This is a genomic window from Sphingobium sp. TKS (assembly GCF_001563265.1).
Lineage (GTDB): Bacteria > Pseudomonadota > Alphaproteobacteria > Sphingomonadales > Sphingomonadaceae > Sphingobium.
Map to the genome: position 1 here is coordinate 229,171 of NZ_CP005083.1, position 24,510 is coordinate 253,680.

At 63.2% G+C, this 24,510-nt stretch carries 19 protein-coding genes and 2 pseudogenes; 8 read left to right on the forward strand and 13 right to left on the reverse strand.

The genetic code is table 11. From position 1 onward, the window contains the following. Nucleotides 1-35 precede the first annotated feature (35 nt). Entirely contained in the window at nt 36-800 is a 765-nt protein-coding gene (locus K426_RS01115; RefSeq protein WP_001389365.1) for an IS6-like element IS6100 family transposase, read from the reverse strand. On the opposite strand from K426_RS01115, the gene K426_RS01120 reads away from it, so the two are divergent. Continuing rightward, the gene (locus K426_RS01120) at nt 777-1,163 is read left to right on the forward strand and encodes a hypothetical protein (RefSeq protein WP_235181721.1); all 387 of its coding nucleotides are present in this window, start codon (nt 777-779) and stop codon (nt 1,161-1,163) included. The genes K426_RS01115 and K426_RS01120 overlap by 24 nt on opposite strands. Before the next feature lie 85 nt (nt 1,164-1,248). Beyond that, entirely contained in the window at nt 1,249-2,139 is an 891-nt protein-coding gene (linB, locus tag K426_RS01125; RefSeq protein ID WP_066553228.1) for a haloalkane dehalogenase, read from the forward strand. A gap of 159 nt (nt 2,140-2,298) precedes the next feature. Here linB and K426_RS01130 read toward each other — a convergent pair whose 3' ends face one another. Next, nucleotides 2,299-3,063, reverse strand: a complete 765-nt coding sequence (locus tag K426_RS01130) for an IS6-like element IS6100 family transposase (RefSeq protein WP_001389365.1) — start codon at nt 3,061-3,063, stop codon at nt 2,299-2,301. A 129-nt stretch (nt 3,064-3,192) separates the two neighbouring features. Further along, nucleotides 3,193-3,744 carry a recombinase family protein gene (locus tag K426_RS01135; protein ID WP_041386225.1) on the reverse strand — a complete coding sequence of 184 codons (552 nt, stop codon included), beginning with the start codon at nt 3,742-3,744 and terminating at the stop codon, nt 3,193-3,195. Between the two features lie 138 nt (nt 3,745-3,882). Here K426_RS01135 and K426_RS01140 point away from each other — a divergent pair, with 138 nt between their 5' ends. Continuing rightward, the gene (locus K426_RS01140) at nt 3,883-6,840 is read left to right on the forward strand and encodes a Tn3 family transposase (protein WP_031286075.1); all 2,958 of its coding nucleotides are present in this window, start codon (nt 3,883-3,885) and stop codon (nt 6,838-6,840) included. A 60-nt stretch (nt 6,841-6,900) separates the two neighbouring features. Beyond that, nucleotides 6,901-9,267: pseudogene (locus tag K426_RS01145) on the forward strand (Tn3 family transposase); the annotation flags it as partial. Here the strand turns inward: K426_RS01145 and K426_RS01150 are convergent. The 5 genes from K426_RS01150 to K426_RS01170 form a co-directional block, all read right to left on the reverse strand. Beyond that, nucleotides 9,264-10,223, reverse strand: a complete 960-nt coding sequence (locus K426_RS01150; RefSeq protein ID WP_237229873.1) for a site-specific integrase — start codon at nt 10,221-10,223, stop codon at nt 9,264-9,266. The pseudogene K426_RS01145 and the gene K426_RS01150 overlap by 4 nt on opposite strands. Before the next feature lie 13 nt (nt 10,224-10,236). Continuing rightward, entirely contained in the window at nt 10,237-10,527 is a 291-nt protein-coding gene (locus K426_RS01155) for a hypothetical protein (protein ID WP_020819378.1), read from the reverse strand. A gap of 58 nt (nt 10,528-10,585) precedes the next feature. Further along, on the reverse strand, nt 10,586-10,996 hold the full coding sequence (locus K426_RS01160) for a type II toxin-antitoxin system VapC family toxin (RefSeq protein ID WP_020819379.1): 411 nt from the start codon (nt 10,994-10,996) through the stop codon (nt 10,586-10,588). Further along, nucleotides 10,993-11,274, reverse strand: a complete 282-nt coding sequence (locus tag K426_RS01165) for a hypothetical protein (RefSeq protein ID WP_020819380.1) — start codon at nt 11,272-11,274, stop codon at nt 10,993-10,995. Before K426_RS01165 ends, K426_RS01160 begins: the two co-directional genes overlap by 4 nt. Before the next feature lie 343 nt (nt 11,275-11,617). Continuing rightward, nucleotides 11,618-12,847, reverse strand: coding sequence for a tyrosine-type recombinase/integrase (locus K426_RS01170; RefSeq protein ID WP_237229874.1), 1,230 nt, complete (start codon nt 12,845-12,847; stop codon nt 11,618-11,620). A gap of 501 nt (nt 12,848-13,348) precedes the next feature. Here K426_RS01170 and K426_RS01175 point away from each other — a divergent pair. Beyond that, on the forward strand, nt 13,349-14,536 hold the full coding sequence (locus tag K426_RS01175) for a hypothetical protein (protein ID WP_066553236.1): 1,188 nt from the start codon (nt 13,349-13,351) through the stop codon (nt 14,534-14,536). Nucleotides 14,537-14,797: 261 nt separating this feature from the next. Here the strand turns inward: K426_RS01175 and K426_RS01180 are convergent, their stop codons facing one another. The 4 genes from K426_RS01180 to K426_RS01200 form a co-directional block, all read right to left on the reverse strand. Next, entirely contained in the window at nt 14,798-16,027 is a 1,230-nt protein-coding gene (locus K426_RS01180; protein ID WP_066553241.1) for a TniQ family protein, read from the reverse strand. Next, nucleotides 16,024-16,866, reverse strand: coding sequence for a TniB family NTP-binding protein (locus tag K426_RS01185; protein ID WP_066553243.1), 843 nt, complete (start codon nt 16,864-16,866; stop codon nt 16,024-16,026). The genes K426_RS01180 and K426_RS01185 overlap by 4 nt, the downstream gene beginning before the upstream one ends. Continuing rightward, the gene (locus K426_RS01190) at nt 16,863-17,273 is read right to left on the reverse strand and encodes a hypothetical protein (protein ID WP_066553245.1); all 411 of its coding nucleotides are present in this window, start codon (nt 17,271-17,273) and stop codon (nt 16,863-16,865) included. Before K426_RS01190 ends, K426_RS01185 begins: the two co-directional genes overlap by 4 nt. A gap of 645 nt (nt 17,274-17,918) precedes the next feature. Beyond that, entirely contained in the window at nt 17,919-18,611 is a 693-nt protein-coding gene (locus K426_RS01200; protein ID WP_007685994.1) for a hypothetical protein, read from the reverse strand. A 165-nt stretch (nt 18,612-18,776) separates the two neighbouring features. On the opposite strand from K426_RS01200, the pseudogene K426_RS31755 reads away from it, so the two are divergent. From K426_RS31755 to K426_RS01210, 3 genes and pseudogenes are all read left to right on the forward strand, one after another. Continuing rightward, nucleotides 18,777-19,034: pseudogene (locus K426_RS31755) on the forward strand (recombinase family protein); the annotation flags it as partial. Nucleotides 19,035-19,490: 456 nt separating this feature from the next. Beyond that, nucleotides 19,491-20,432 carry a hypothetical protein gene (locus K426_RS32290; RefSeq protein ID WP_237229878.1) on the forward strand — a complete coding sequence of 314 codons (942 nt, stop codon included), beginning with the start codon at nt 19,491-19,493 and terminating at the stop codon, nt 20,430-20,432. A gap of 15 nt (nt 20,433-20,447) precedes the next feature. After that, nucleotides 20,448-21,383 carry a hypothetical protein gene (locus K426_RS01210; protein ID WP_066553249.1) on the forward strand — a complete coding sequence of 312 codons (936 nt, stop codon included), beginning with the start codon at nt 20,448-20,450 and terminating at the stop codon, nt 21,381-21,383. 1,938 nt (nt 21,384-23,321) lie between these two features. On the opposite strand, the gene K426_RS01215 is transcribed toward K426_RS01210, so the two are convergent. Further along, entirely contained in the window at nt 23,322-24,452 is a 1,131-nt protein-coding gene (locus K426_RS01215) for a replication initiator protein A (protein ID WP_020819382.1), read from the reverse strand. Nucleotides 24,453-24,510: the final 58 nt, after the last annotated feature.

Genomic DNA, 24,510 nt, shown 5'->3' on the forward strand with positions numbered 1-24,510 from the left:
GCGGCAGTCAGAGGTAGGCTGTCGCTCTGCGCCGATCAGGCGGCTGCTGCGAAATGGTGGTTGAGCATGCCCATGGCCTCCGTCAGCGCCGAGGGCCCAATGCCAAAAGCTCTCTCCACAAGGCGCACCTCGCCCCTGATGCCGGGCTGCAGGCACCAGGGGCGAGCCTGTCCTTTGCGCAGGGCTCGCATGACTTCGAATCCCTTGATCGTGGCATAGGCCGTGGGGATCGATTTGAAACCGCGCACCGGCTTGATCAGTATCTTGAGCTTTCCGTGATCGGCCTCGATCACGTTATTGAGATACTTCACCTGCCGGTGGGCCGTCTCCCGGTCCAGCTTTCCTTCGCGCTTCAATTCGGTGATCGCTGCACCATAGCTCGGCGCTTTGTCGGTATTGAGCGTGGCAGGCTTTTCCCAGTGCTTCAGGCCTCGCAGGGCCTTGCCCAGGAACCGCTTCGCTGCCTTGGCGCTGCGGGTCGGCGACAGGTAGAAATCGATCGTGTCGCCCCGCTTGTCGACTGCCCGGTACAGGTAGGTCCACTTGCCCCGCACCTTGACGTAGGTTTCATCCAGGCGCCAGCTCGGATCAAAGCCACGCCGCCAGAACCAGCGCAGCCGCTTCTCCATCTCCGGGGCGTAGCACTGGACCCAGCGATAGATCGTCGTATGGTCGACCGAAATGCCGCGTTCCGCCAGCATTTCCTCAAGGTCGCGATAGCTGATCGGATAGCGACAATACCAGCGCACCGCCCACAGGATCACATCACCCTGGAAATGGCGCCACTTGAAATCCGTCATCGTTCCGTCCGTCCAATCTCCGCCAAGCATGCTCAAGCTTCACGATTTTTGCAACAGAGCCTCCGCGAGATCGTCGAGAGCGGCAACGACGGGCCGGTCCTGATGATGAATTTGAACCGCTACACGCAGGAAGCGGCGGTGGGCGCGCGGATCCTGTGGTGCACGCCCGTGTTTGGCCAGGCCGTGGGCACTCAACATATCGATGAGATTCTCGCGGTCTGGTATCCGACTCACAAAACCTTCCTCGATCTTTCGGATGCGCCCGGGGCTAAGGAAAGCTACCGCCTGAGAGGCGCCTGCGTGGCCTACGCCGTCATCCATCGATGCTCCGGCAGCAACTCTCCGCTCGACGGCAATGGCTAGAACGATTCCTCGATTGACATGATATTCATCATGCGATATGCATCGCCGACCGGGCAGACCAGAAAATCGCTCAAGGAGAATATCGATGAGCCTCGGCGCAAAGCCATTTGGCGAGAAGAAATTCATTGAGATCAAGGGCCGGCGCATGGCCTATATCGATGAAGGGACCGGCGATCCGATCCTCTTCCAGCACGGCAATCCGACGTCGTCCTATCTGTGGCGCAATATCATGCCGCATTGCGCCGGGCTGGGACGGCTGATCGCCTGTGACCTGATCGGCATGGGCGATTCGGACAAGCTCGATCCGTCGGGGCCCGAGCGTTATGCCTATGCCGAGCATCGTGACTATCTCGACGCGCTGTGGGAGGCGCTCGATCTCGGGGACAGGGTTGTTCTGGTCGTGCATGACTGGGGGTCCGTCCTCGGCTTCGACTGGGCCCGCCGCCACCGCGAGCGTGTACAGGGGATTGCCTATATGGAAGCGGTCGCCATGCCGCTCGAATGGGCGGATTTTCCCGAACAGGATCGCGATCTGTTTCAGGCCTTTCGCTCGCAGGCGGGCGAAGAATTGGTGTTGCAGGACAATGTTTTTGTCGAACAAGTTCTCCCCGGATTGATCCTGCGCCCCTTAAGCGAAGCGGAGATGGCCGCCTATCGCGAGCCCTTCCTCGCCGCCGGCGAAGCCCGTCGACCGACCCTGTCTTGGCCTCGCCAAATCCCGATCGCAGGCACCCCGGCCGACGTGGTCGCGATCGTCCGGGACTATGCCGGCTGGCTCAGCGAAAGCCCGATTCCGAAACTCTTCATCAACGCCGAGCCGGGTCACCTGACCACGGGCCGACTGCGCGACTTCTGCCGCACATGGCCAAACCAGACCGAAATCACGGTCGCAGGCGCCCATTTCATCCAGGAGGACAGTCCGGACGAGATTGGCGCGGCGATTGCGGCGTTTGTCCGGCGATTGCGCCCAGCATAATCCGGAACCGGCTCATTTTCTAAGATCCGAACAAACCACAGACGCGGCGACGCCGATCACCCGCGCAGGACAATAGGAGAGACCGACATGAGCGACGACATTAAAGGCTCTGTTGCAAAGATTGGCGGCAGTCAGAGGTAGGCTGTCGCTCTGCGCCGATCAGGCGGCTGCTGCGAAATGGTGGTTGAGCATGCCCATGGCCTCCGTCAGCGCCGAGGGCCCAATGCCAAAAGCTCTCTCCACAAGGCGCACCTCGCCCCTGATGCCGGGCTGCAGGCACCAGGGGCGAGCCTGTCCTTTGCGCAGGGCTCGCATGACTTCGAATCCCTTGATCGTGGCATAGGCCGTGGGGATCGATTTGAAACCGCGCACCGGCTTGATCAGTATCTTGAGCTTTCCGTGATCGGCCTCGATCACGTTATTGAGATACTTCACCTGCCGGTGGGCCGTCTCCCGGTCCAGCTTTCCTTCGCGCTTCAATTCGGTGATCGCTGCACCATAGCTCGGCGCTTTGTCGGTATTGAGCGTGGCAGGCTTTTCCCAGTGCTTCAGGCCTCGCAGGGCCTTGCCCAGGAACCGCTTCGCTGCCTTGGCGCTGCGGGTCGGCGACAGGTAGAAATCGATCGTGTCGCCCCGCTTGTCGACTGCCCGGTACAGGTAGGTCCACTTGCCCCGCACCTTGACGTAGGTTTCATCCAGGCGCCAGCTCGGATCAAAGCCACGCCGCCAGAACCAGCGCAGCCGCTTCTCCATCTCCGGGGCGTAGCACTGGACCCAGCGATAGATCGTCGTATGGTCGACCGAAATGCCGCGTTCCGCCAGCATTTCCTCAAGGTCGCGATAGCTGATCGGATAGCGACAATACCAGCGCACCGCCCACAGGATCACATCACCCTGGAAATGGCGCCACTTGAAATCCGTCATCGTTCCGTCCGTCCAATCTCCGCCAAGCATGCTCAAGCTTCACGATTTTTGCAACAGAGCCTGACGCCCTGCCCAAACCGGTTGAGGCCCCTGTAACCAGCACCCACGAGTTCTGGATCGGCAGCGGTTTCATGCGCTTTCCAGAGCCTTGTACAGGGCGGTTTTCCCGATCTTGAGCCGAGCCGCCGCCTCACGAACAGTTAGGCCCGCTGCGATGTGCGCCCGCGCCTTGCGCAGCTTGTCGGGAGTGACGACAGGGCGGCGACCGCCCTGACTACCGCGCTCGCGCGCGGCTCGCAGGCCAGCATGGGTGCGTTCCCGGATCAGATCGCGCTCGAATTGGGCAAGCGAGCCGAAGATGTTGAATACCAGCATCCCGCCTGACGTGGTGGTATCGATCTGCTCGGTGAGCGAGCGGAAACCCACGCCGCGCGCCGCCAGCTCGCCGACTTTCTCGATCAGGTGGCTCATCGAACGCCCAAGACGATCGAGTTTCCAGACCACCAGCGTGTCGCCGGTACGCAGATAGGTGAGCGCCTCGGCCAGGCCGGGCCGATCGGCTTTTGCTCCAGATGCATAATCGTCGAATATGCGATCGCAACCGGCAGCGCTCAACGCGTCGAGCTGGAGCGCCAGCTTCTGGTCTGCGGTCGAGACGCGCGCATAGCCGATCAGCGCCACATGCTGCCCGATCGTGTCCGTTTTCCCATCATTTTGCGATCTTGTCCGAATCGCCATCACAGGTCCAGAGTTGACGGACATATTCATCCTGGCCGCCAGAGGACCGTCTGACGGACAGGCACAGAGAAGGAGATGATGTTGGCGAGGCGGCGACTGGTGAGCCCGGAAATCTGGGCGGGGCATTATGACGCGCCGCTCGATGAGCGCGAGATTGCACGTCACTATACGCTGACCAGCGACGATCTGGAATTTGTCGGCCGCCGTCGCGGCGATGCCACCCGGCTCGGTTTCGCGATGCTCCTGCTCACCATGAGATGGCCTGGCCGTGCGCTGGAAGCGGGCGAAGTCCCGCCCGCACCCGTGCTCGCTTATGTGGCCCGCCAACTTGGTGTCGCGCCCGAAGCCTTTGCGGCCTATGCTCATCGGGACCAGACCCGTCGCGAGTATCTCGTTGAAATCCGACGATCGCACGGGTTCAGGATCTTCGACCGCGACGCCTTCCGTGAAGTTGTCGCCTTCTCGATCCCGATCGCGCAGACCATCATCCATCCCGGCCAGATGGCAGGGGTCATCGTCGATGAACTCCGCCGTCGGCAGATCCTCCTGCCTTCTTCGTCGATTCTCGAAGCGGTACTGCGACGGGCTCGCCAGCAAGCTGAACAGCTTACCTATGAAGTGCTCACAAATGGCCTGCTGCCCGACACACTACAGGGCCTGGACGATTTGCTGGCGCGACGGTCGGGGCAGGCCACCACATGGCTATCCTGGCTACGCAATGCGCCACAGTCGCCGGCAGCGCGCAACATCCTGCGCCTGATCGAACGGCTCGCCTATGTCCGCGCACTGGGCCTCGATCGCGGTCGGGCCGACATGATCCCGGCTTCGACTTTTGACAGGCTGGCGGACGAGGGCAGCCGCATCACGCCCCAGCATTTTGGCGAACTCAATGCCCTGCGCCGACATGCGACGCTGGCGGCAACCGGCATCCGCCTTGAGGAAAGCCTGACCGACGCGGCCCTGACGATGTTCGACAAGCTGTTGGGCAGCATGGTGCGCCGCGCCGAAAACCGGACCCGCGACAAAGCCCTCAAGACGGTGCGCGAGCTGCAGGGCCATCTCCGGACGCTCACAGGGTCTTGCCGTATCCTCATCGACGCGCATACCAACGGCGTGGACTCGCTGGCGCAGATCGAGGCGCTGGACTGGCAGCGCTTCGCCATGGCGGTCGAGCAAGCCGAAGTGCTCGGGCGACCGGAAACCGTCGATCGCACCGCTGAATTGATTGATCGGCATCGCACGGTAAAGCTCTTTGCCGGCCCCCTTCTCAACACCTTTGAATTTCGCGGCGCCGGCGCGGTGCAGGGACTCCTGTCGGCGCTGGCCATTATCGCGGAGCTATACCGGACCGGCAAACGGCGCTTGCCTGATCGCGTGCCGCTGCGCTTTGTACCATCAGCATGGCGGCCGTTCGTCCTGCGGGATGGCATCATCGACCGTGCCGCATATGAACTATGCGCCTTGTCCCAGCTACGCGAGCGGCTGCGAGCGGGAGACATATGGGTCGCGGGAAGCCGCCAGTTTCGTGATTTCGACAGCTACCTCATACCACCGGCCACCTACGCGGCGCTTCGCGAGAAGGGGCCGCTGCCGCTCGCCATCGAAACGGACTTTGAGCGCCATATCGAGGAAAGGCGCACCAGGCTCGATACGGCGATCGAACAGGTAACGGTCCTCGCGCGACAGGGCGAACTGCCCCAGGTCAGACTTGACGAAAACGGCCTCATCATCTCGCCGCTGAAGGCGGCAACGCCGCCCGCCACCGAGATGGCCCGTCGCGCCGCCTATGATCGGCTGCCGCGCGTGAAGATCACCGATCTCCTGCTTGAGGTCGATGCCTGGACCGGGTTCAGCGAATGTTTCATCCATCGGCGTTCGGGCCGGCAGGTCGACGATCGCAATGCTTTGCTCACCGTCATCCTTGCCGATGGCATCAATCTCGGCCTCACGCGCATGGCGGAAACCTGTCGGGGCGCAAGTTTGCGCCAGCTCGCCCATCTTCACGACTGGCACATCAGCGAGGCCGCCTATGGTGAAGCGCTGGGAAGACTGATCGACGCCCATCGCACCATGCCGCTCGCCGCGCTGTGGGGAGACGGCACCACCTCGTCGAGCGACGGACAACAATTTCATGCCGGGGGTCGTGGGGCCGCGATCGGCGACATCAACGCGCGCAGCGGCAACGAACCGGGCGTCGCCTTCTACACCCATGTCTCGGATCGATATGATCCCTTTGCGAGCCGGGTGATTGCGGCGACTGCCGGCGAAGCGCCCTATGTGCTGGATGGCTTGCTGTATCACCAGACGGGCCTGACGATCGAGGAGCACTACACCGATACGGGTGGAGCATCGGACCATGTGTTCGGCCTCATGCCCTTCTTCGGCTACCGCTTCGCCCCGCGCCTGCGCGACATCAAGGAGCGTCGCTTGCACCTCCTGCCTGGCCAGGAATCTGGCCCCTTGCTCGGCGGCATGACGGCCGAGCCGATCGCATTGGGTCATGTCGCCGCGCATTGGGACGAACTGCTGCGGTTCGCCACATCGATCCGTACCGGCACCGTCACCGCTTCGGCGATGCTGCGCCGCCTGTCCGCCTATCCGCGACAGAATGGACTGGCCCTCGCGCTGCGCGAGCTTGGCCGCCTCGAACGCTCGATCTTCATGCTCGACTGGCTGCGCGACATCGATCTGCGCCGGCGCACCCAGGCGGGCCTCAACAAGGGTGAAGCCCGCAACGCGCTCGCTCGCGCGCTCTTCTTCAACCAGCTCGGCGAACTGCGCGATCGGCGGTTCGAGAACCAGACCTATCGCGCATCCGGCCTCAACCTGCTCGTCGCCGCCATCATCCTGTGGAACACCCGCTATCTCGAAATGGCGTTGGCTGACATCGCAACGCCCGACGAGATTGCACGCCACATCGCGCCATTGGGCTGGGAGCATATCTCGCTGACCGGCGACTATAGCTGGAATGTCGAAGATCGGCCTGATCCGGATGCCCTGCGCCCCCTGCGCGCCGTCAGTTCCCTGCTCGCCGCGTGATGTTCGCCCTCCGTTCTCCCTTAGCGTGCAGATACGTCACTTTCGTGTAGTGACCCCTACAATGGTCGCACCCGTCTGGGATGGCTACGCGAATGGCCGGAAGCGCCATCGGCGTCGAACCTGAAGGGGATCGTCGAACGGCTCGACGCGGTGCGCGGCATCGGGATCGCAACCGATCGGGCACGACGTATCCATGCCGCCCGCTATGCCGTCATCGCCCGGACCGCCGGCATCGTCACTGCGCAACACCTCCGGCGTCTCGAACGCCCGCGCCGACTCGCGATGCTGGTCGCCTCCATGATCGAGATGGAGGCGGCGCTGACCGATGCCGCCTTGGTCATGGTCGAGAAGATGGTGGGGGCGCTGTTCCGCCGCGCCGACCGTACCCGGTCCGACCGGCTGCTCGGGCAGGCACGGATGCTGAAAGACACGGCGCGCTTTCATGTCCGGCTCGGCCGCTTGCTGGTCGATGCACGCGCGAGCGGACGCGACGCCTTTCGCACGATCGATGACCGGGTGGGCTGGGATCAGCTCGAACGCAGCATCCGCTTCGCCGAGGATCTGACGCGTGCGGCCGATGACGGTCTGGAGGAAGTGGTCGAACGCTACCCTGCCGTGCGGCGGTTCGCCCCGACCTTCCTCGCCGCCTTCACCTTCCGGACCGCGAGATCGGGCGATCCGCTGCTCGGCGCGATCGAGGCGCTGCGAACGATGTACCGCGACGGCCGATCGGTCCTGCCGAAGCGTGTGCCGACCAGCTTCATCAAGCCACGCTGGCACAAGGTCGTGCAGCCGGCCGAAGGGACAATCGACCGCCGCGCCTATGAGATCGCGGTGATCGTCCACCTGCGCGAACGGCTCGGATCAGGCAGCATCTGGGTAGATGGCAGCCGCGCCTATCGCACGCTGGACGATTACCTGCTGCCGGTGCCCGCCTTTGAGACGATGCGCACCGATAGCGATCTGCGCCTCGCCGTGCCGTCCCGTTTTTCTCAATGGTATGAGGAACGGCGCGCGATGCTGACCCAGCGCATGACCGAGGTGGAGCGCGCAGCCGCGGCCGGCGAACTGGTCGACGTAACGATCGAGCGCGGGCAGTTGTTGATCTCGCCGATCCGGCGATCTCCGTCCGACGATGCCGAGGCGCTGAAGGCCCGGCTCTACGCGATGCTGCCGCGTGTCCGCATTACGGACCTGCTGGTTGAGGTCGCCGCGTGGTCGGGCTTTGCCGACCGTTTCGTTCATGCCCGCAGTGGCGAGCCGGCCTCTGACCAGTCCGCGCTGATGGGGTCGATCCTCGCCGATGCGACCAATCTCGGCCTCGGGCGCATGGCGGAAAGCTCGCGTGGGCTGACATTGTCACGCCTGCGCTGGACTGCGGAATGGCATGTGCGCGATGAAACGTACCTGTCGGCGCTGGCGGCGATCGTAGACTGCCACACCGCGCATCCGCTCGCCCAGGTCTGGGGACCGGGCGACACATCGTCCTCGGACGGGCAGTTCTTCCGCGCCGGCGGTCAGGGCGAGGCGCGCGCCGATCGCAACGCCCGCTACGGCAGCGAACCCGGCGTGCTGTTCTACACCCACGTCACCGACCGCTTCACGCCGTTCCATACCAAGGTCATAGCCGCCAATGCTGGCGAGGCCGCGCATGTCCTCGACGGCCTGCTCGATCATGAGAGTGAACTGGTGATCCGCGAACATGCGACCGATACCGCCGGGGCGGTCGATCATGTCTTCGGCTTGTGCCATCTGCTCGGCTTCCGCTTCGCACCGCGTATTCGCGACCTCAACGAACGCCGCCTGTATAGCCTGTCGTCGCTCGATCCTTGGCCGACGCTGCGCCAACTTGTCGCGGGCCCGGTCAACGTTCGCGCGATCGAAGAGGATTGGGACGAGACGCTGCGGCTCGCCGCCTCGATCCGCGCCGGCACCGTCAGTGCCTCGGTCATGCTGCGCAAGCTGGCGGGTTTCCCGCGTCAAAACCCCGTCGCCCGCGCGCTGCGTGAGATCGGGCGGATTGAGCGCACACTGTTCATGCTCGACTGGTTCGACGATCCCGAACAGCGGCGTCGCACCGGCAGCATCCTCAACAAGGGTGAGGCCCGCAACGCGCTCGCCCGCGCCATCTTCTTCAACCGCCTCGGCGAACTGCGCGACCGCACCTTCGAGAACCAGCGCCATCGTGCCTCTGGCCTGACCCTGCTCACCGCGGCCGTCACGCTCTGGAACACCGTCTATCTCGACCGCGCCGTCCGGCATTTGCGCGCCAGCGGTGTCGAGGTGCTGGACGAACTGCTTGCCCATGTCGCGCCATTGGGCTGGGAGCATATCGGCCTCACTGGCGACTATCTGTGGAGCGAGATGGACAAGCCCCGCGAGCGGTTCAGGCCGCTCCGCCTCCATCGGAACGGTCGGGATGCTTAGCGTACGTTTTCGAACATTCTCTCACCGGCCCCCTCCAGCTCCGCTTCCGAGATCGGCCCGAGCAGCTTCTTTGCCCAGGCGGCCCGAATGACCCGCCTGTAGATGAGCGTGATGCTGTTGGGGTGCAGCCGTTCGGTGCCGATCGCCGCGACCGACCCATCAAAATGCGTTTCGACCCGGCGGAACAGCGGTCCTTTGCGGATGCCTGCCTTCTCGCGCCATCTCGCGATCGCATCCATCGTCGCAGGCGAAAGATAGGCATAGGCCCCCTCCCCTTCCCGGTCGGTCTTGCTCGACGGAATGAACAGCGTGCCCGCGCCATCGCTGTCCGGCCCTTCGATATGTCCGACCTCGATCGCCACCAACTCGGACCGGCGCGCCCCGGCGTCATAGGCCACGCGCAGCAGGGCGGCGTCCCGCAAGCCCAGCTCGTCCCGACGGCATGCCTTCAGGAGATGGACAAGGCAAACGCCCGACGGCGGGCTGTCGAGATCCGCGATGTCACCCTTGAAGCGCAGCGCGCGCGCCTGGCGCTGGCGGACGCCGAGCGATTTGCGCGCCGCTTTCATCTCGAGCTTGACCAGCGGTGCGGCGGTGGGATCGGCAATGCCCGCCATTCGGTATGCCCAACCGACGTTTACGATGTAGCGTTCAATCGTCGCCATCGCCCGAATCGTTTCGTCGGACAGCTCGAGCCCAGCAAGCGATCGAACCCAGCGGGAGACGTCGTGTGGCTTGGCCGACGGCGGGTCGAGGCGATTGCGGCGGCACCATTGTCCCCAGATGGTCAGGTCCGATCGGAACGCGCGGCGTGTATTATGCGACCAGCCCCGGACGGCAGCAGACACAAGTTCCGCATCGATCGGCGCAGATGCACCGACCAGGTCGCGCACGTCGCGCACCACCAAGTCGAGCACAGCGCCATCGCGCACGTCCATGGCTGCCGAAAGCGTCATCGGGAGCGTCTCGTCACGCGCCCCCTGTCAGATCGGCAGGACGCGCCCTCCAACGATCCTGATCGTGGCGCCGCCATTCGGGGTCGATCGCCATCACCTCGCGATCGAGGATCTCGACGATGCGCTGCGCGGCTGGCCTCCCGAGCAGCACGTCCGCCGCGTCGTAGATGCCGCGGCCGTAGCGGCCGACGAGCAATGCCGCCAACCCCGGCGTTTCTTCTCCGCGCGATACGGCAACTGCCCGGCTTCGCGCATAATCCGTTACCAGCGCGGTGAGCTTACCTTCTGCGGCATGTTCGTCCATTGACTTCTCCGTGCTCTAGCCGTTGGCCGCGAGCGCATTCAGGCTTCTTGGTCCACTTTCACCAAGGCCGACTGGCCTTGTGAAGCGCGATATCCGTCACCGCGAAATCCTTGCCCGTGCACAGCAGCGGCTCGCCGCGTTCTCTGGCCACAGCATAGACCATAAGGTCGAGCAGGTTGAGCGGTCCGCCATTGCCGTTCCCAGAACCGTAAAGCGGTTCGGCTTCGTTTGCGATCCTCGCGTGGTCATGCGTGAACGCCAGTGTCGCGCAGCCGCGGCGTTCGAACTTGGCAAGCATATCCTCAGCTTCGGCCCGCAGACCAAATCGCTGGTTGCTCGCGACACGCACAAACTCAACCATGGCGGGTGCCGGAATTCCGCCTCGTTCGGCGACGATCGCCTCGACCAGCGCCTCACTGCCCTCCTCGCCCGTCAGCACCGCGATCAGCGCCGAAGTATCAATGATCATCGGGGCAACCCGTCCTCGTCCCAAAGCTCGGCGTCAATCTCCGCCATGGTCGGATATGTTCGCTTGGGGACGCGCGCTTGGATCGCCCTAATCTCCGCAAGGAACGCGTCTCGGTCCTTTTCCTTTGGCAGCGGCATCCGGTCCAGCGCCTCTTCGATAATTTCAACCTGGCTGCGGCCGTCGCGGGCGAGCAGTTCGAGGCGCTTGAGCGCATGATCGGAGCGGATGGTGATGGCGCGCTGTTTGCGGCGCGGCGGATGATGGGCGGCAGTAGCCACGACGGCACTCCTACGGTTCAGATTTGATCGGCCCCTGATTATAGTGGCCGTGCTGCTACAGCGCAAGCACGGTTCATCTAATGTTGATAACGATCCATTATCAACACTAGGCATCCGGGCATACTTTACTGAACTTTGCTTTCAGTTCACTATTGGGCATGGCTGACATGCCCTCGCCCGCCTCTTATGGCCCCGATTATACCCCACAAATGGCGGCAGCCATAGCGTCTTGCACCGCGTCCATTTCTCGCCTGGATGCCCGAATTTTGTGAACGGACAAAGAAGACTGCATCAGTTGCCCAACGTCGCTCTCGTCTGACAGACAGACTTTACTGCAGCGGCATCATTTTCTGACACCTTTCAGCATGCGCGCGGCTGCGTTCGAGGATGGTGCCAGCTTGCGACCGTATCGGAGCGCGGTCGCGGTGGAGGTCCAGCGCAACGCCTGCGCGATCGGCCCCGCATCCTCGCCGTTGGCAAACAAATCCTGGGTCAGCCCGACCCGCAGCGAATGCGTGCTGAGCGCCTTGACCGCCTCGTCCAGATGGACGCCCATGAGATCGACCAATCCCTGATCGGCCGCGGCCAGCGCGGTGCGCTTGATGATCAGCCGCACGGCCGCCGGGGTCAGCGCATCCTTGCCAATTTTGTAGGTCGCACTCGCCGACCGCGCGGGCTGGGCCGCCATGCGCTCGCGATCGACGAGCGCATGCAAGGCCAGATCGCCGATGCTGCGCTCGCGCCGCGCTGCGCGGGCCTTGGTCCGGGTCACCACCACCCTGCGGAACAGGACTCCCCCCCGGATCGAGGCGGCTTCCCGCCACAGGGTCACGCGCCGCATCGTATCGGGCGAGAGCCACACAAAGGCCCCCTTCCCCTCCTGGTCGGTTTTTGAGCGCGCCAGCTCGAGCAGACCGGACCCGTCCTCTTGGCCTTCGATCTGCTCAAGCTCAACGGCCACCACCTCCGACACGCGCAGCCCCGCATCATAGCCCAGAGACAAGAGCGCCGCATCGCGCAGCCCCACGACATCGCGACCGCAGGCCTCGAGCAAGACCGACAGCGTGAACCCCTTGACCGCTTGCTCCCCGATGCCTTCGCCAAAGCGCAAGGGTCCGGCCTGGCGCTGGTGGGCTCCGACCCGGCGCCGCAGGCCCCGCAGCGCATCGCGGACCACGCCGGCACCGACCCGGTTGGGAAGCCCGAGGAGGTGATGGGCCACCGCCAGCGAGGACAGGCGCCTGGAAACGGTCGCGGGCTTGAGCCGCCGCGCCTCGCAATCCTCGATATAGGCCACGAGCCGCGTTTCGCTGGCGGGCAAGCCAATCCCGCTCTGTTTCGCCGAGAAACGCGCGTAGCAGTCGAGATCGACCGCCAGCGCCTTGATGCTGGCGGGGGCCCGCGCCTCGAGGCTCTTGCGAAAGGCGAGCGCGTCCAGGCCGGCGCCTTCCCCCGTCAATTCCTGGAGCAAGGCGACGAGTTGGGCCTCGCGATCTTGTGCGGAACCGGAGTGGCGCCGGGGCAGTGTGGCCTCGCCCGGCGCCAGCACCGTCACGATCTCCTCGGAAACCACAGCTTTCGGCTTCGGCGGGCGCTGTGCCCGCGCAGACACTGGCAAGGCGGATTTCGCGCTCACTGTGTCGCTTCAAGCCTAGTCCCGGACTCGCAAGCCGTTGCATTGGCCTCAACCGCGTTTGCCGCTATAACCAGACTGTGATCTGTGGAACCCATTTGGTCAGAATAGAACCTGACTTGCGCGGTGCAAGACTCTGTCGCTGGCGAGAACGTCCATCCAGCACCGGCAGGAGCATGGCATCAGGGATCTGCGACGGCTTCCAGTCCGGCCTTATTGGACCAGAGTCCGGTCTTATTAGGACAGAATCCGGCCTTATCGGGAAAAACCCGCCCACTGCCACGGAGCGCGGGGAGTCCGGTCTTATTGGGAAAACGACACTTCGTCGGAAGATCGCGGCAAAAATATCGAAGTCACTATCGATAAGGCTCCATTATCGTTAGTTCATAAAAAGGCGTGCCATGGCTGGTGCAGTGAAGTCGATTTAACTAGACTTGAGAGATGCAGGACCTTTCAGCGCCATTGATCCCCATGAATCCGCTCCAGTCGGACGAAGACGCGCCCCTCGACGCACTCATGGCGGCGCGGGTGCGGGCCTCGCTTAGCTGGGGCCACCTCCAAGGTCGCTTGGCCCATGTGCCGCTGCAAGTGGCGCACCATTTCTGCTGTGCCTTGACCCGGCTCCTGCTCGTCGAGGCCCTCGGCCACTCTGGTTTTCCGGGTGCCGAAGGCTGGTTTACGCCGTGGTTCTGCGGCCTCGAACCGGTGCCGGACACCACAGTCCAGGCCACAGCTCCCGCATCGCTGGTCGCCGACACGCTGCTGTCCGAACTCTCCCTGTGCGCCTGGTCACCGCTGGCGCAAGCGGCCGCGCAGATCCGCGCTGCAGCGCGCTTCGATCGCGACGATCGGAGCGAGCCGCCTGAAATCCTACCCGCGTTCGCCGTCGAACAAGCGGCCAGGCTGGCCGAGCTCCTCGCCAGGGGGAACGAGGACGACTGGCCGCTCACCCCGCTCGATCGCCTGCATGGCGCGGCCGCAGATTCCCCGCATTTCGCCCCTCCTGAGCGGAACCGGCAGCTGCTCGCCCTGCCCTCTGGACCGATGGTGTTCGAGCAGACCAGGCCCGGCATGGCGCTGTGGGCGCTGGATCTCGTGGCCGGTCCCCTGATCGCCCGCGCCAACCCTGGCGCCCGCCCCCTCCCCTTGCCCGGAACCGTGCGCGCCGAAGCGCTCCGGCCCGAATTGTGGCCCCGCGAACGGGCCATCCTCGTCGCCCAGGCCGCCGGACAAGCCGCGCAGCGCCTCTGCGAGCAACTGGATGCGGCCCATGCGCGCGTGCAGGACATGCAGCAACCCCTATCCGGCCTGCGCTCGACCTCGCGCGCCCCGCTGCTTTACCGGCTGCTCGCCGGCTTTGGGCCGCTGCGCCCGCTCCAGATCGAGCAGGCCCTCGCCGTCTCGAAAAATGGCGTGCGCGATCTCGTGGCGTCCCTCGTCCATGCGGGTCTGGCCGAAACAAGCCTGCACCGCCATCAGACGGTCGTCCGGGCCTTGCCGCCCCGACGTGCGCCCACTGTCCCGGCGACAGAGCATGAAGAACTGCCCGACAGTCCTTATGCCGAACACGATGCGGCCATGGCCGATCTCGACCGCTTGTTGGCCCGCTCGGATGCCTCACGGCCATGAGCTGGTCAATCGCACAGCAACGCAAGCGCCGGATCGGCCCAACAGCCGATGAAGGAGACATTGGACGCGCTGAACAGGTTGTTTGGACAGGCACGCCGGCGATCGGCCAAAAATAGCGGCAAATGATTGGTTTTGAACGAAAAATTAAATTGCCCGTAAAGGCCCCTTAGGGCGCGAAAAGCGCGCCTTGGGTAGTCATGGGTGCCCAGATGCCGACATTGAGCTCTACGGGCCTCTGAGGGCAAAATTGAGCCTAGACAGTCATTCCCAACGATTGCCAGGGTGATAACCCGCCAAATCGAGCGGGATCCGAAAGAGGGGATCAGCAAAACGCTCCTTGAGCCGCGCCCGCAGAAGATCGACGTCACCGTGGCAGCCCGCCCATGGATCGCCGCCGCAATGCCCGACCAGGACCGCATCATCTGCCATCCCGGATTCTTTCAGATAGGACAGCGCCTCCTGGAAACCGCGCAAGCAGGTCTGCGTCAGCGTCTCAGCCCCGGCACTGGCGGCCGCGCGACGGAGGCGCACCTCACGCGCCAGCGCCACACGCGACTTGAGCGCCATATTCCGCGAATACACAAAAACGTAGTTCCGCTTGGCTCGCTCCAATTGCTGGCCGACCGCGTCCAGCATCCGTCGCTTTCGCTCAAGCTGCCGCAGGCCAATCCTTGCGATCGTCGTCATCAGGTCCGATAATTTGGGTTTGACCCCGCGGCGCACCCGGACGGGTGACGCGACGCGCGCGGGCCGCGTCGCGAAGCGGAAAATCTGCTCCAACTGCCCGGCTTCCAATCCTTCGGTGCTGTGGACGGCCGCCAGGAGCAGGTGGCGCGCAGGCGCATAATGGAAGTGGTTGCCGACCAGCGTCGCCCGATAGCGCGGCGAAACGATCTCGGTCCGGGGGCGAAGACCGCGAACATGCTCGCGCGAAAGGGTCCAACTCCAGGTCAGACGCGTTTTGACGAAAGTAAACCGCGCCATGTCCGCGCGGGTTCGCTCGACCCTTTCCTCCAGCAACCTCCGCGCGACGTTGACGCGTCCCAGCGCCATGATCCCCCGCAAATCGGTCAGCAACAACATATGGGTTTGGCAGCAGGTCGCCACGCGCAAAATCCAGCTCCGCTCGATCCGCCATGGCTCGCCGGCTACCAGCCATTCATGCCAGCACTGGGCGCAGCCAATCGAGCGCAGCGCCCGTGGCAAGAGATCGGCCTTCCCGCAGCCCACGAACGTCCCGACAACCGCCTCCTCGGGTACCATCGTCGCCCAAGCCAGCCGTTCAACCATGACTTGACGCTGCTCCGGCACGCCAGCGGTCAAGGAGGCCAGGTCACGACCGGCCAGAGCCGCGTCGATCCCGAGATGGTGAAACAGTGCTTTGGAGGTGGTGTCATGACGCTCAGCCAAGCGCCGCAACCAGGATTCGAAACATTCTTCGGGCAGCGGTTTGACCCGAAATGCCAACGGTTCGATTTCCTGCCCCCTCATTCCGGGCTGTAGGGCGTAAAGAACTGCAAGGCCTGGCTGATATCGTCTTGCGTCACCAGCGCACGGTCGTGCCGTTTGGCGACCTTTCCAGACCAGCGCAGGATCCGCTTGAAATTCCCGGTGACCCCGCCGCTTTCGCGCCAAATGCGCTCGGCAAAAGCCGGTTCGGCCAGATGATCGGGTTCTACCATTCCCATCCCGCGGGCCAACGCCCTGATCAGGCGCTGCGAGGGTTCGCCTGGCGCCCATAACGGCAATTGGAGCATGATCGAGCGGTACGCCAGTTCGACATCGTCGGCAAAGATCTGCCGGGCGACTTCGAGGCCCGCCACGACCAGGGGCACATTGCCCGCGCTCATCAGGAAACGGAACGCATCAAGCGTGTCGCGGCGCGCGACGCCGCTGGCCGTCAGCATCACGTGAACATTGTCGATCGCAACCAGCCTCGTACCCTGTTCGGCAAGCAGATCCACCACCTTCAGATCGGCGGTTTTGTGCGTGTTCGAGCGGATCGGCCAGCCCTGTTTCCAGAGCAAGGCGAGGTTGATCTTCAGCGAGGTCGGGCTCGAGGGAATGACCGTCCGTAGCATGGGCTGATACCGCGCCTCGCCCCAACTGGCTGGCTCAGGAAATGCCTCGGCCAGGCGCCGCTGGGTTTCGCGCAGGATCGAGGTCTTGCCCATGCCGGACTGGCCGGTGAGCACGATGCAGGTTGGGCGTTCCTCGGGATCGTCATGGGCAACGTCGACAATCGTCTCGACGGCGTCGCGGGCTTCGGCAAAATCGATCCAGAATGCGGAGGATGGTGCCGACAAAGGCGCTGTATCAGCGGCGCTCATATCCGCTCCTGCAACCAGTCATCCTCGCCCAGATCCGCGACCGATTTCCACTGAACCGGCGGTTTTTCGGGCTCTCGGGGGATCCGCAGGTCCGCCAGCGTCGTCCCCTCCCCTTCCCGGCGCTTTGCCTGGCGTCTTGCCTCCTTCGTGCGAACGCGGGCGCGATGGATTTCCTGATTGGCGGCCGCGATCGCCCGCGCGGTCGCCGCGCGACCGCCATCTGCCTGATAGGCCCTGCCCAAGCCCCTGACCCTCGCCCTGGCGGCTTCCCAATCCGCCTCCCCAACGTCCGGATACTCGCCGGTTATCGGCAGTTCCACATAGCCGCCGTCCAGTTCGGCATAAACATGGCGGATCGTCCGCTCATCCCAGCTGATCTCAACCTTTTGGCCTGTAGGCGCTTGCAACCGTAGCAGCTTCTGCTCGCAAACAGCGCCTTTTCCTGCCCAGATTACCTGACAACGAGCCGACTATGCTGCTCACGCTATCCGACAATGTGCTCGCCATCATCCGCGTCTGCTCGCAAACGGCAAAGGGCCGCTCATGGTATCTGCCAACTACAAAGTCGAGATTAGCAGTCATTTGCTGATGCGCGATGCTCACGCAGCTTTGTGGAACCCAAGATCAGAAAGTACACGATGGGGCAAACCACCATCAGCATCACTGCTGGATCGGTAGCCCATCTCGTTGGGCCATCGCTGTCCGGCTCACTTGCTACCGCGAGCATGAGCGCGATTGATCCTCGCACAGCGGCGTAGGTGGCAGGAACAAGCAGGATGTGGAGAAGCCACCCGTAGCGGAACCGCATGGCGCCAAACCAGCAGAGTACAGCTATGGCGGGTGGAGCGAGTGTGGCGGCTACGAAGCCGCAGAACCAAATGGCAAACCCTGCCGGAGTCAGCGTATCGCGATAGTAGCTGGCGATCCCATCCGGTCGCAATCCGAGAGCGACGAAAGAGCCTGCGACGACAACGGCACCCAAAGCCGTCAGTCCGACGCCACGCAATGTCCCGTGTCTCGGCATCAATCTATGCAATCCAGTAAGCCATTGATCAGGCTGCTCGCACTTTGGCTCGGAAGAAGGTCGTTTCCGACCCAATCAGATCGGGGTCGATCCCGCTCTCCTCGGCGGCCAGTTGCTGGATGATCCGCCAAATCTCGGGGGCGGTGAGGCGCGCGCCGTCGCGGGCAAGCCTGCCACGGTTCTGCTCCGTGACCAGTCGGGCGAGATCGCCGATAGTGTCGCACCTCCGAGGTAATCGCCGGCGGTCGAGGTGCCGTAACCATAGCCCCGCGTAGGCGCTCGCTCCAGCAGCGAAGATGCGAAGGGGAGGTGCCAGCGTCGTGAAGGCGAGGATCGCGACCGCGACAGCGAAGCAGAGACCACTGACAATCCCAAGCCATCCGGCTCGCGTCGCCGGCATCTTGAGGTCGGTATCGGCTTCCAGGTCGCTGAACGCTTGGCGCAGCTTCCCACCGATCAGCGGCGCCAACGGCGCATCCGGCCCGACGTGCCGGCCAAGCCCGAGCGCGCGTCGAAGCCTGTAGAACGTCATCTGCGTGGCGCATGTCGTGCCGCCCCCGCTGTAGGCTGCGACATGCGCGACGACATGGTCACGCACCTCGCCGAACGTTGTCCAAGGCAGGTTCGAGCGCAGGCGCAGATCGAAGGTGCGCTCGATTGCGAGGAAGAAGTCGGTGTCGTCGCCATCACCGACCCAGCCAACCGTATCGAGCACCTGCATGAACCCGGCTCCTCAGCGGTTCTGCAAAACGACCGTTTCTGACGAGCCGATCGCCTTGCTGGGCCGGCAACGTAAATCTGCGGGCCGCACTTTGTCAAAACTGTTCTGGAAACCCGCGTCGCAAAACGGTATGCCCCGCACGAGTTTGGAGAAGATCAGACGCTCATGCGGGTCGGCTATGCCAGGGTCAGCACCAGCGACCAGAACCCCGAGCTCCAGCTCGATGCGCTGCGGCGGGCCGGCTGCGAGCGGGTGTTCACCGAAAAGGCGTCGGGCGCGCGCGATGACCGGCCCGAACTGGCGCGCATTCTGGAAGACGTGCTGCGCGCAGGCGACACGCTGGTTGTTTGGAAGCTCGACCGCCTCGCCCGCTCGCTCAAGAAGTTGATCGCCACGGCCGAGGATCTGGAGCGCGAGAAGATCGAGCCTGACGGCGAGCGCCTGGTGCCAATAATGGCGATATTTGATCCGAACGCCCTTGGGGTGGACGGTTAACGACGTCGAGGGCAGGAACTGGCGGAAAAGCTGGTCGGAATTAACCGACAAAGGCAGCAGCGGGCCGTGCCTCGCTGCTTCCCGCTCCCACATCTGAGCCGGGCACAGGCCCCCCAGCGCGCTATGCGGCGTGTAATGATAGATCGCGATCTGGCACAGGAGCCAGCGCTCGAACTCCGCAAGGGTCATCGCCGCTTCAGCCTCAGCATCATGCCCGTCACGTGCCAGGACGTTTGATCCCGTCGCTCCGGGCAAAAGCCGCAGCTTTCCGACCATTGTTCCGATCAGCCGCTCGATATGGCCGCCCAGATGGGCGGGTCCAGGCTTGCGGACATCGGGGTCGATTCCGTTGCGGACACAGGCCCGCCTGAAGGCCTCCGACCGATGCGGTTTGGCCTGATCCGCATGCAGGCGCCTGAACAGGCCATACATTGGGTAACTGACATCCACCCCCAGATGGGCGAGGATCGGCTCCTTGGGCAACAAGGCACTCGCAACGGCCCGCCCGCACCGGAATATCGAGGGGTCGCCAAAGCTGACATAATAGCCAAGGATGGATCGGGTCCAGATTTCGATGAGGAAGGTGATCCAGGGCCTGCCGAGCTCTTCGCGCCCCAGACTATCGACCAGGATGACGTCTGCCTTGGTATGATCCATCTGGACGAGATCGAGAAATCCTTCGCTCGAATATTCGCCGGGGTGCGGCTCATGGGCACTTCTGGTCTTCGATCCCATGGTGGCTTTGGCCCACTTGCGGCTCGAAATTTCCGACAGCAGCCGCTCGATCGTTTTCTCACTGGGGATCATATCGGCGGGAAACCGGTGATTTCCGTTGTCCGCGTGCAGCAGACCCCATATCTGCCGCGCCACTTCCGCGCGCGATGGCGAGACCATCTTGAGCGCAATTTCGTCGATCAACACGTCGATGCTAGCCCTCACCGCCGGATCGATCCTGTGCGATCCGACAACGGGTCCACGTGGTTTTGGCGCAAGCGACTCCGCGACCGGATGCGTCCGAAACCGCGCGGCCAGTGTCCGTATCTGGCGCTCTTTCAATCCGGTTGCCTCGGCAATCGCCGCGATCTGGGCTGCCTTCACCGGGCCGGTGGGCGATATATGTTGTCGGAAATGCGGGTACAGCGCCAACCCCGCCTCGAGCGATTTGAGGCTGCGTCGGGGCGCAGGAGACGGCTTCCGCTCTATCATGGAATGGGCTCCACAACGATTTTTGCTGTCGCCGAAAATGTAGCTTATTTTGTCGAACCCCGCGATCTGCAAATCGCGTTACCCAGAATTGCTTGCAGTATAGCCGCTATAAGAGTCTGATTTTACTATAAATCAGTGCGCTGCAGGCTATTCTGTCTGCTGACAGCATGGAACCGGCGGGCTACCTGGTCAGGCTATGCGCGGGCGCTGCAACTGCAATCGGCCGAGGTCGACGAAATCGACGTATTTTCCTGGGGTTGCGGGCTCCAGATCCCCGGCCGGCCGCTGCGCTCGACCACCCTCGACCTGTTCGACCGCTTCGATGCGTGGGCCGCGGCGCTCGCCGATCCCGACCCGCTCGCCTGGCGCGATACGCTGCCCACCGCCATCAGCGCGCCGGCGGTTGCCACGCAGCACCCTGCCCTCGTCCGCGCGCTCGATCAGGTCCGCCAACACGCGCTGGCGGATGGCGGCATCCTGCCCTGGCTCGGCCTGCCGTTCGCGCTACGCGATAGCGGCCTCTCCGCGAGCACCCTCCCCTGCCTCGCCGGCGGCGCCAAGGCGTTCCGGCTGAAGCGCAAACCCGACGCCGATGATTGGCTGGCGGTGTTGCGGGCGCTCGAACGATCGGCGCGCGAGGGTCTGGAACGGCTTCACGATCTGGAGAAATTTCATCGCAACGCCCAACGCGCGATCGTCGAAGCGTTCCGTCCGGGCGCCCTCCCCCGGCTGCTCGCGCTCACGCATCATCGCCCGCTGCTATCGCCCCAGGGAGTTGCCGATGCGCTGGCCCTCAGCGTCGCCGGAGCGAGCAAGCTGCTGGAGCGGGCCGTCGCCGCGGATCTTCTGGTCGAGATTACCCAGCGGCGCAGCTGGCGGCTGTTTCTGCCACCGGACCTTGCGGTCGAATTCGGTTATGCAGCACCGAAGCGCGGCCGTCCGGCGAAGGAGCCCCCTCCCCTGCCCGCGAGCCGCGACCTCACCGTGGCTTTCGATGCATTTGATCAGGAAATGGCCGCCATCGACAAGCTGCTTACAAGCGCGCGCGGGCCAAAGCTTTCGTCGCCATGACAGGTGTTGCGAATCAAATGCGAATTTGCGGTGGGAGCAAGTGGGGTTCACAATCATGTGCGCTCTGATTTTGATCACAAACTTGTGACAACTGGCCCAAAATACGGCCCAGCCAGACGCCCGCACAGAGCGATTTGACGCTATTCATGAGGCCGTGGATGCCAGAAGGCCCAAAAGCGCCTGGTAAGGCTCTGGCGGCGTTTTAGGACTATTTCTCGGTTTGTTCCGATTTTGAGGGGTGCGCTGGATATGAAGCACCCTGGCTTCGGCGGTATGTACCCTAACATTTCACAAGCTGATCGAACGAGGTGATGTCGCGTGAGCGCTACGCCAGCTGGATGCCCGTTCGATGGCAGACGTTCAGCATCGAGGTAGATCCAGGCTTCCAACAGGCCCTCGAGAGTTTGGACTTCGATCTGGGCTCGCCGACATTCGATTCTTTCGAAGGCGTCGAGGCAGACCCGGTGATGAGGTAGGTCAGGCGACAGGATGAGGTGAACCGGGATCTCGTCCGCCATCGTCCGCGGGAATCAAGGCAGGGTAGCCAAGATGATGGGACCAGCTTCGAGTGCGCATCGTCGAGTGTTGTCGCGCTGATTGATCGGGAGGCGGGCGATGCACGGTTCGGCAGCGGATGTTGAACGCCATCCTCTGGATGCTCTATGCTCGTGCGAGATCGGGCACTGGGCCTTGTCATTGTGTTCGGTGCTTGCCGATGGCGTCCCCTCCCCCTTCAATCTTTTCAAAGAAAGGGAGAAGCGCCGCAGGCGCCGTTAATTCCTTTAGAAATAAAGATAGAAAGTTAGGCTGTGGATGCGCCGGACGCGACTCATGGATTCATCACGAGTCGGGGAATTCAGCGCGTTCCCGTAATACCGTCTGACCGTTCCTGAAATACCCTGTGCGGTGTTCCCATTGGACCGTGATTCGGTTCCCAATGTACCGTGCGCCGTTCCTGAAATACCGTGTGGGCGGGTCATTGGAGATCGGGGCGGAAAGGGCGGTAAAACGCGTTTTACTCGATGCTACATCCCTGATTTCCCGGAGTTTTGAGCTTCCTGACGACACAGGCGGACACAGTTGATAGCCACTCTTGTAGCCGCGATCATGACACTCGGGCACTTGCTGGCCGGGAAATCGGCAAGGCCTCCCGACTCTCCCACGGTATATTAGGAACGAAGGGCCGATCGAGACAGGCGGCCAGCCTCTGGAGCGGAGTTTCGCTCTGGTTTGAACTTCAATGACTGGCTGCCGGGCGCTTGAAACGGCGGTCGCCGGGCCATCATCTCCGGGCCTGGCGAGGCGTGAATACACGTCGATGGCGCGGTACTTTGGGAACGGCCGCCTATTGGGCTCGGCCGTTTGATCTCGTCTGCCATGGCGGACCGAGGCGGCGGAGTTTTCCTCCGCACGGTATTTCAGGAACGCCTGATCGATTGCCGCGGAGCCGATCTCGATAAACGATCGCAGCGTTCCCCCCTTCCCTTCCCTCTCGTTCCAGGAAGCGCCGGCACGAGATTGACCCGCCATCTGCTTTATCCGGCTTATATCCTGGTTGCTTGGAAACGACGTGCGATGATCGAAAGGGTGTCCGCGTTCCTGATGTACCCGGCGCCGGTCAACTGGTGGGATGATCGATGCCCGAGCCTGGCCCGGAAGGACGTAACGGCTTGGCCAAGGTGGCTGTGACTTCGGCCCGCACAGCGTAATAGGCGAAAATAATGGCGGCAACGCCCGGCCGCTGAGCCCCGCGTCATGGCTGAGATCTCATATTCTATGGGATAGCGTCCCGGTAGGACGGGGTGCTCGGTGGGGAGGGGCCGCGCAACTGCCGGCCCTTGTCCGTCGGTACTTCAGGAACGCAAGAACTATGCGCAACTCGGGTAGCGGAAGGTTGTTCCTGAAAGGCCGCGCTGTTCGAAGCGGCGCTGTAGCGCGCTACAGCGCCGCGCGTTGCTTCGAACAGAATGTTGCGAAGATCTGCGTGATGTTCCTGGCGTCGTATGCGATTTCGCGCTGCCTCAGGAATGACCGAAAGTCGTCGGCGACCATGCCGTGGTCACGCTGCGGTTCGGGCAGGTTGGCCCGTGCGATGGCGCCAAAGGCGCTATGGGCGATATGTCCATATTCCGGGAAGGCGATCGGCGGTTCGTCGATCGCCTTGTCTTGTGCGGAAGGAGTAGCCCGGCCAGGCGTGGGTGCAGTCTGGACCAGGGCAGGGGAGGGGGCTCCGGGTTCGCTCGTGAGGTTGCGCCTGACCATGCGCAGGAACGGTTCGGCCTCTGCGCGCAATTCCAGTTCGAGCGCGTAACCCGGCAGCGCGTTTTCCCGGACGATCTTGGTCATCTCGAATTTGAAGCGACGATAGTCACCTTCCGCGCCCGATTTTTCGAACAGCGTCGGCATGGAGATCGCGAAGCCGTCCGTTCCGGCGCCGCCGGCGTGCTTGCGCGCAACCCGGTACAGCCAGCGTTCTCTCCCCCCGGTGAGCGAGAAATAGGCGGGATCGATCGCGAGGACGCCGCCTTCCATCAGCACGCCGTCGTAAAACCACTTGGCGAGGGTGATGCGCATACCTCGCACGTTGCCCGTGCGGTCCTTGAGCTGACTGTAGCTGTCGATCCAGGAGAAAGTGGTTTCGACAGCGTCGCCCGAGCGGATATTGGTCTTCACCGTGGTTGACTGCAGACGGTCAAGCGCATTGCCCAGCAAGTCATAGGCTCGGCCGCCGACCTCGCGTTTGAGTGTCCTGAGCATGTCGTAGGGCACGACGTTCAAGGTTTGCGGAATGTCGTTCGCACCGCGGCGCTTATGTTCGATGAGCACCGAGGCGCAGTAGATCAGGATGTCGAGATCGTAGATCGTGGCGAGGCCATATTCCGAGTTGGCCGAAACATGGACGGTAACTTTTCGGTCCGGACTGACATAGTCGATCGGCTTCAGGCGCTTGCGCTTGGACAGGGAAAAGAATGGGCGTTCCATCGTTTCGCGCTGGTCGCGAAGCGGCAGTGCCGTCAGTTGCGGCAGAAAGAGGTCTACTTGACCGTCTTCGCGGTAGTCCTGTGGCATCTCATGTCCTGCAACACGCGTAAAACGCGTTTTACTCCATCATAACGATTTGAAAATA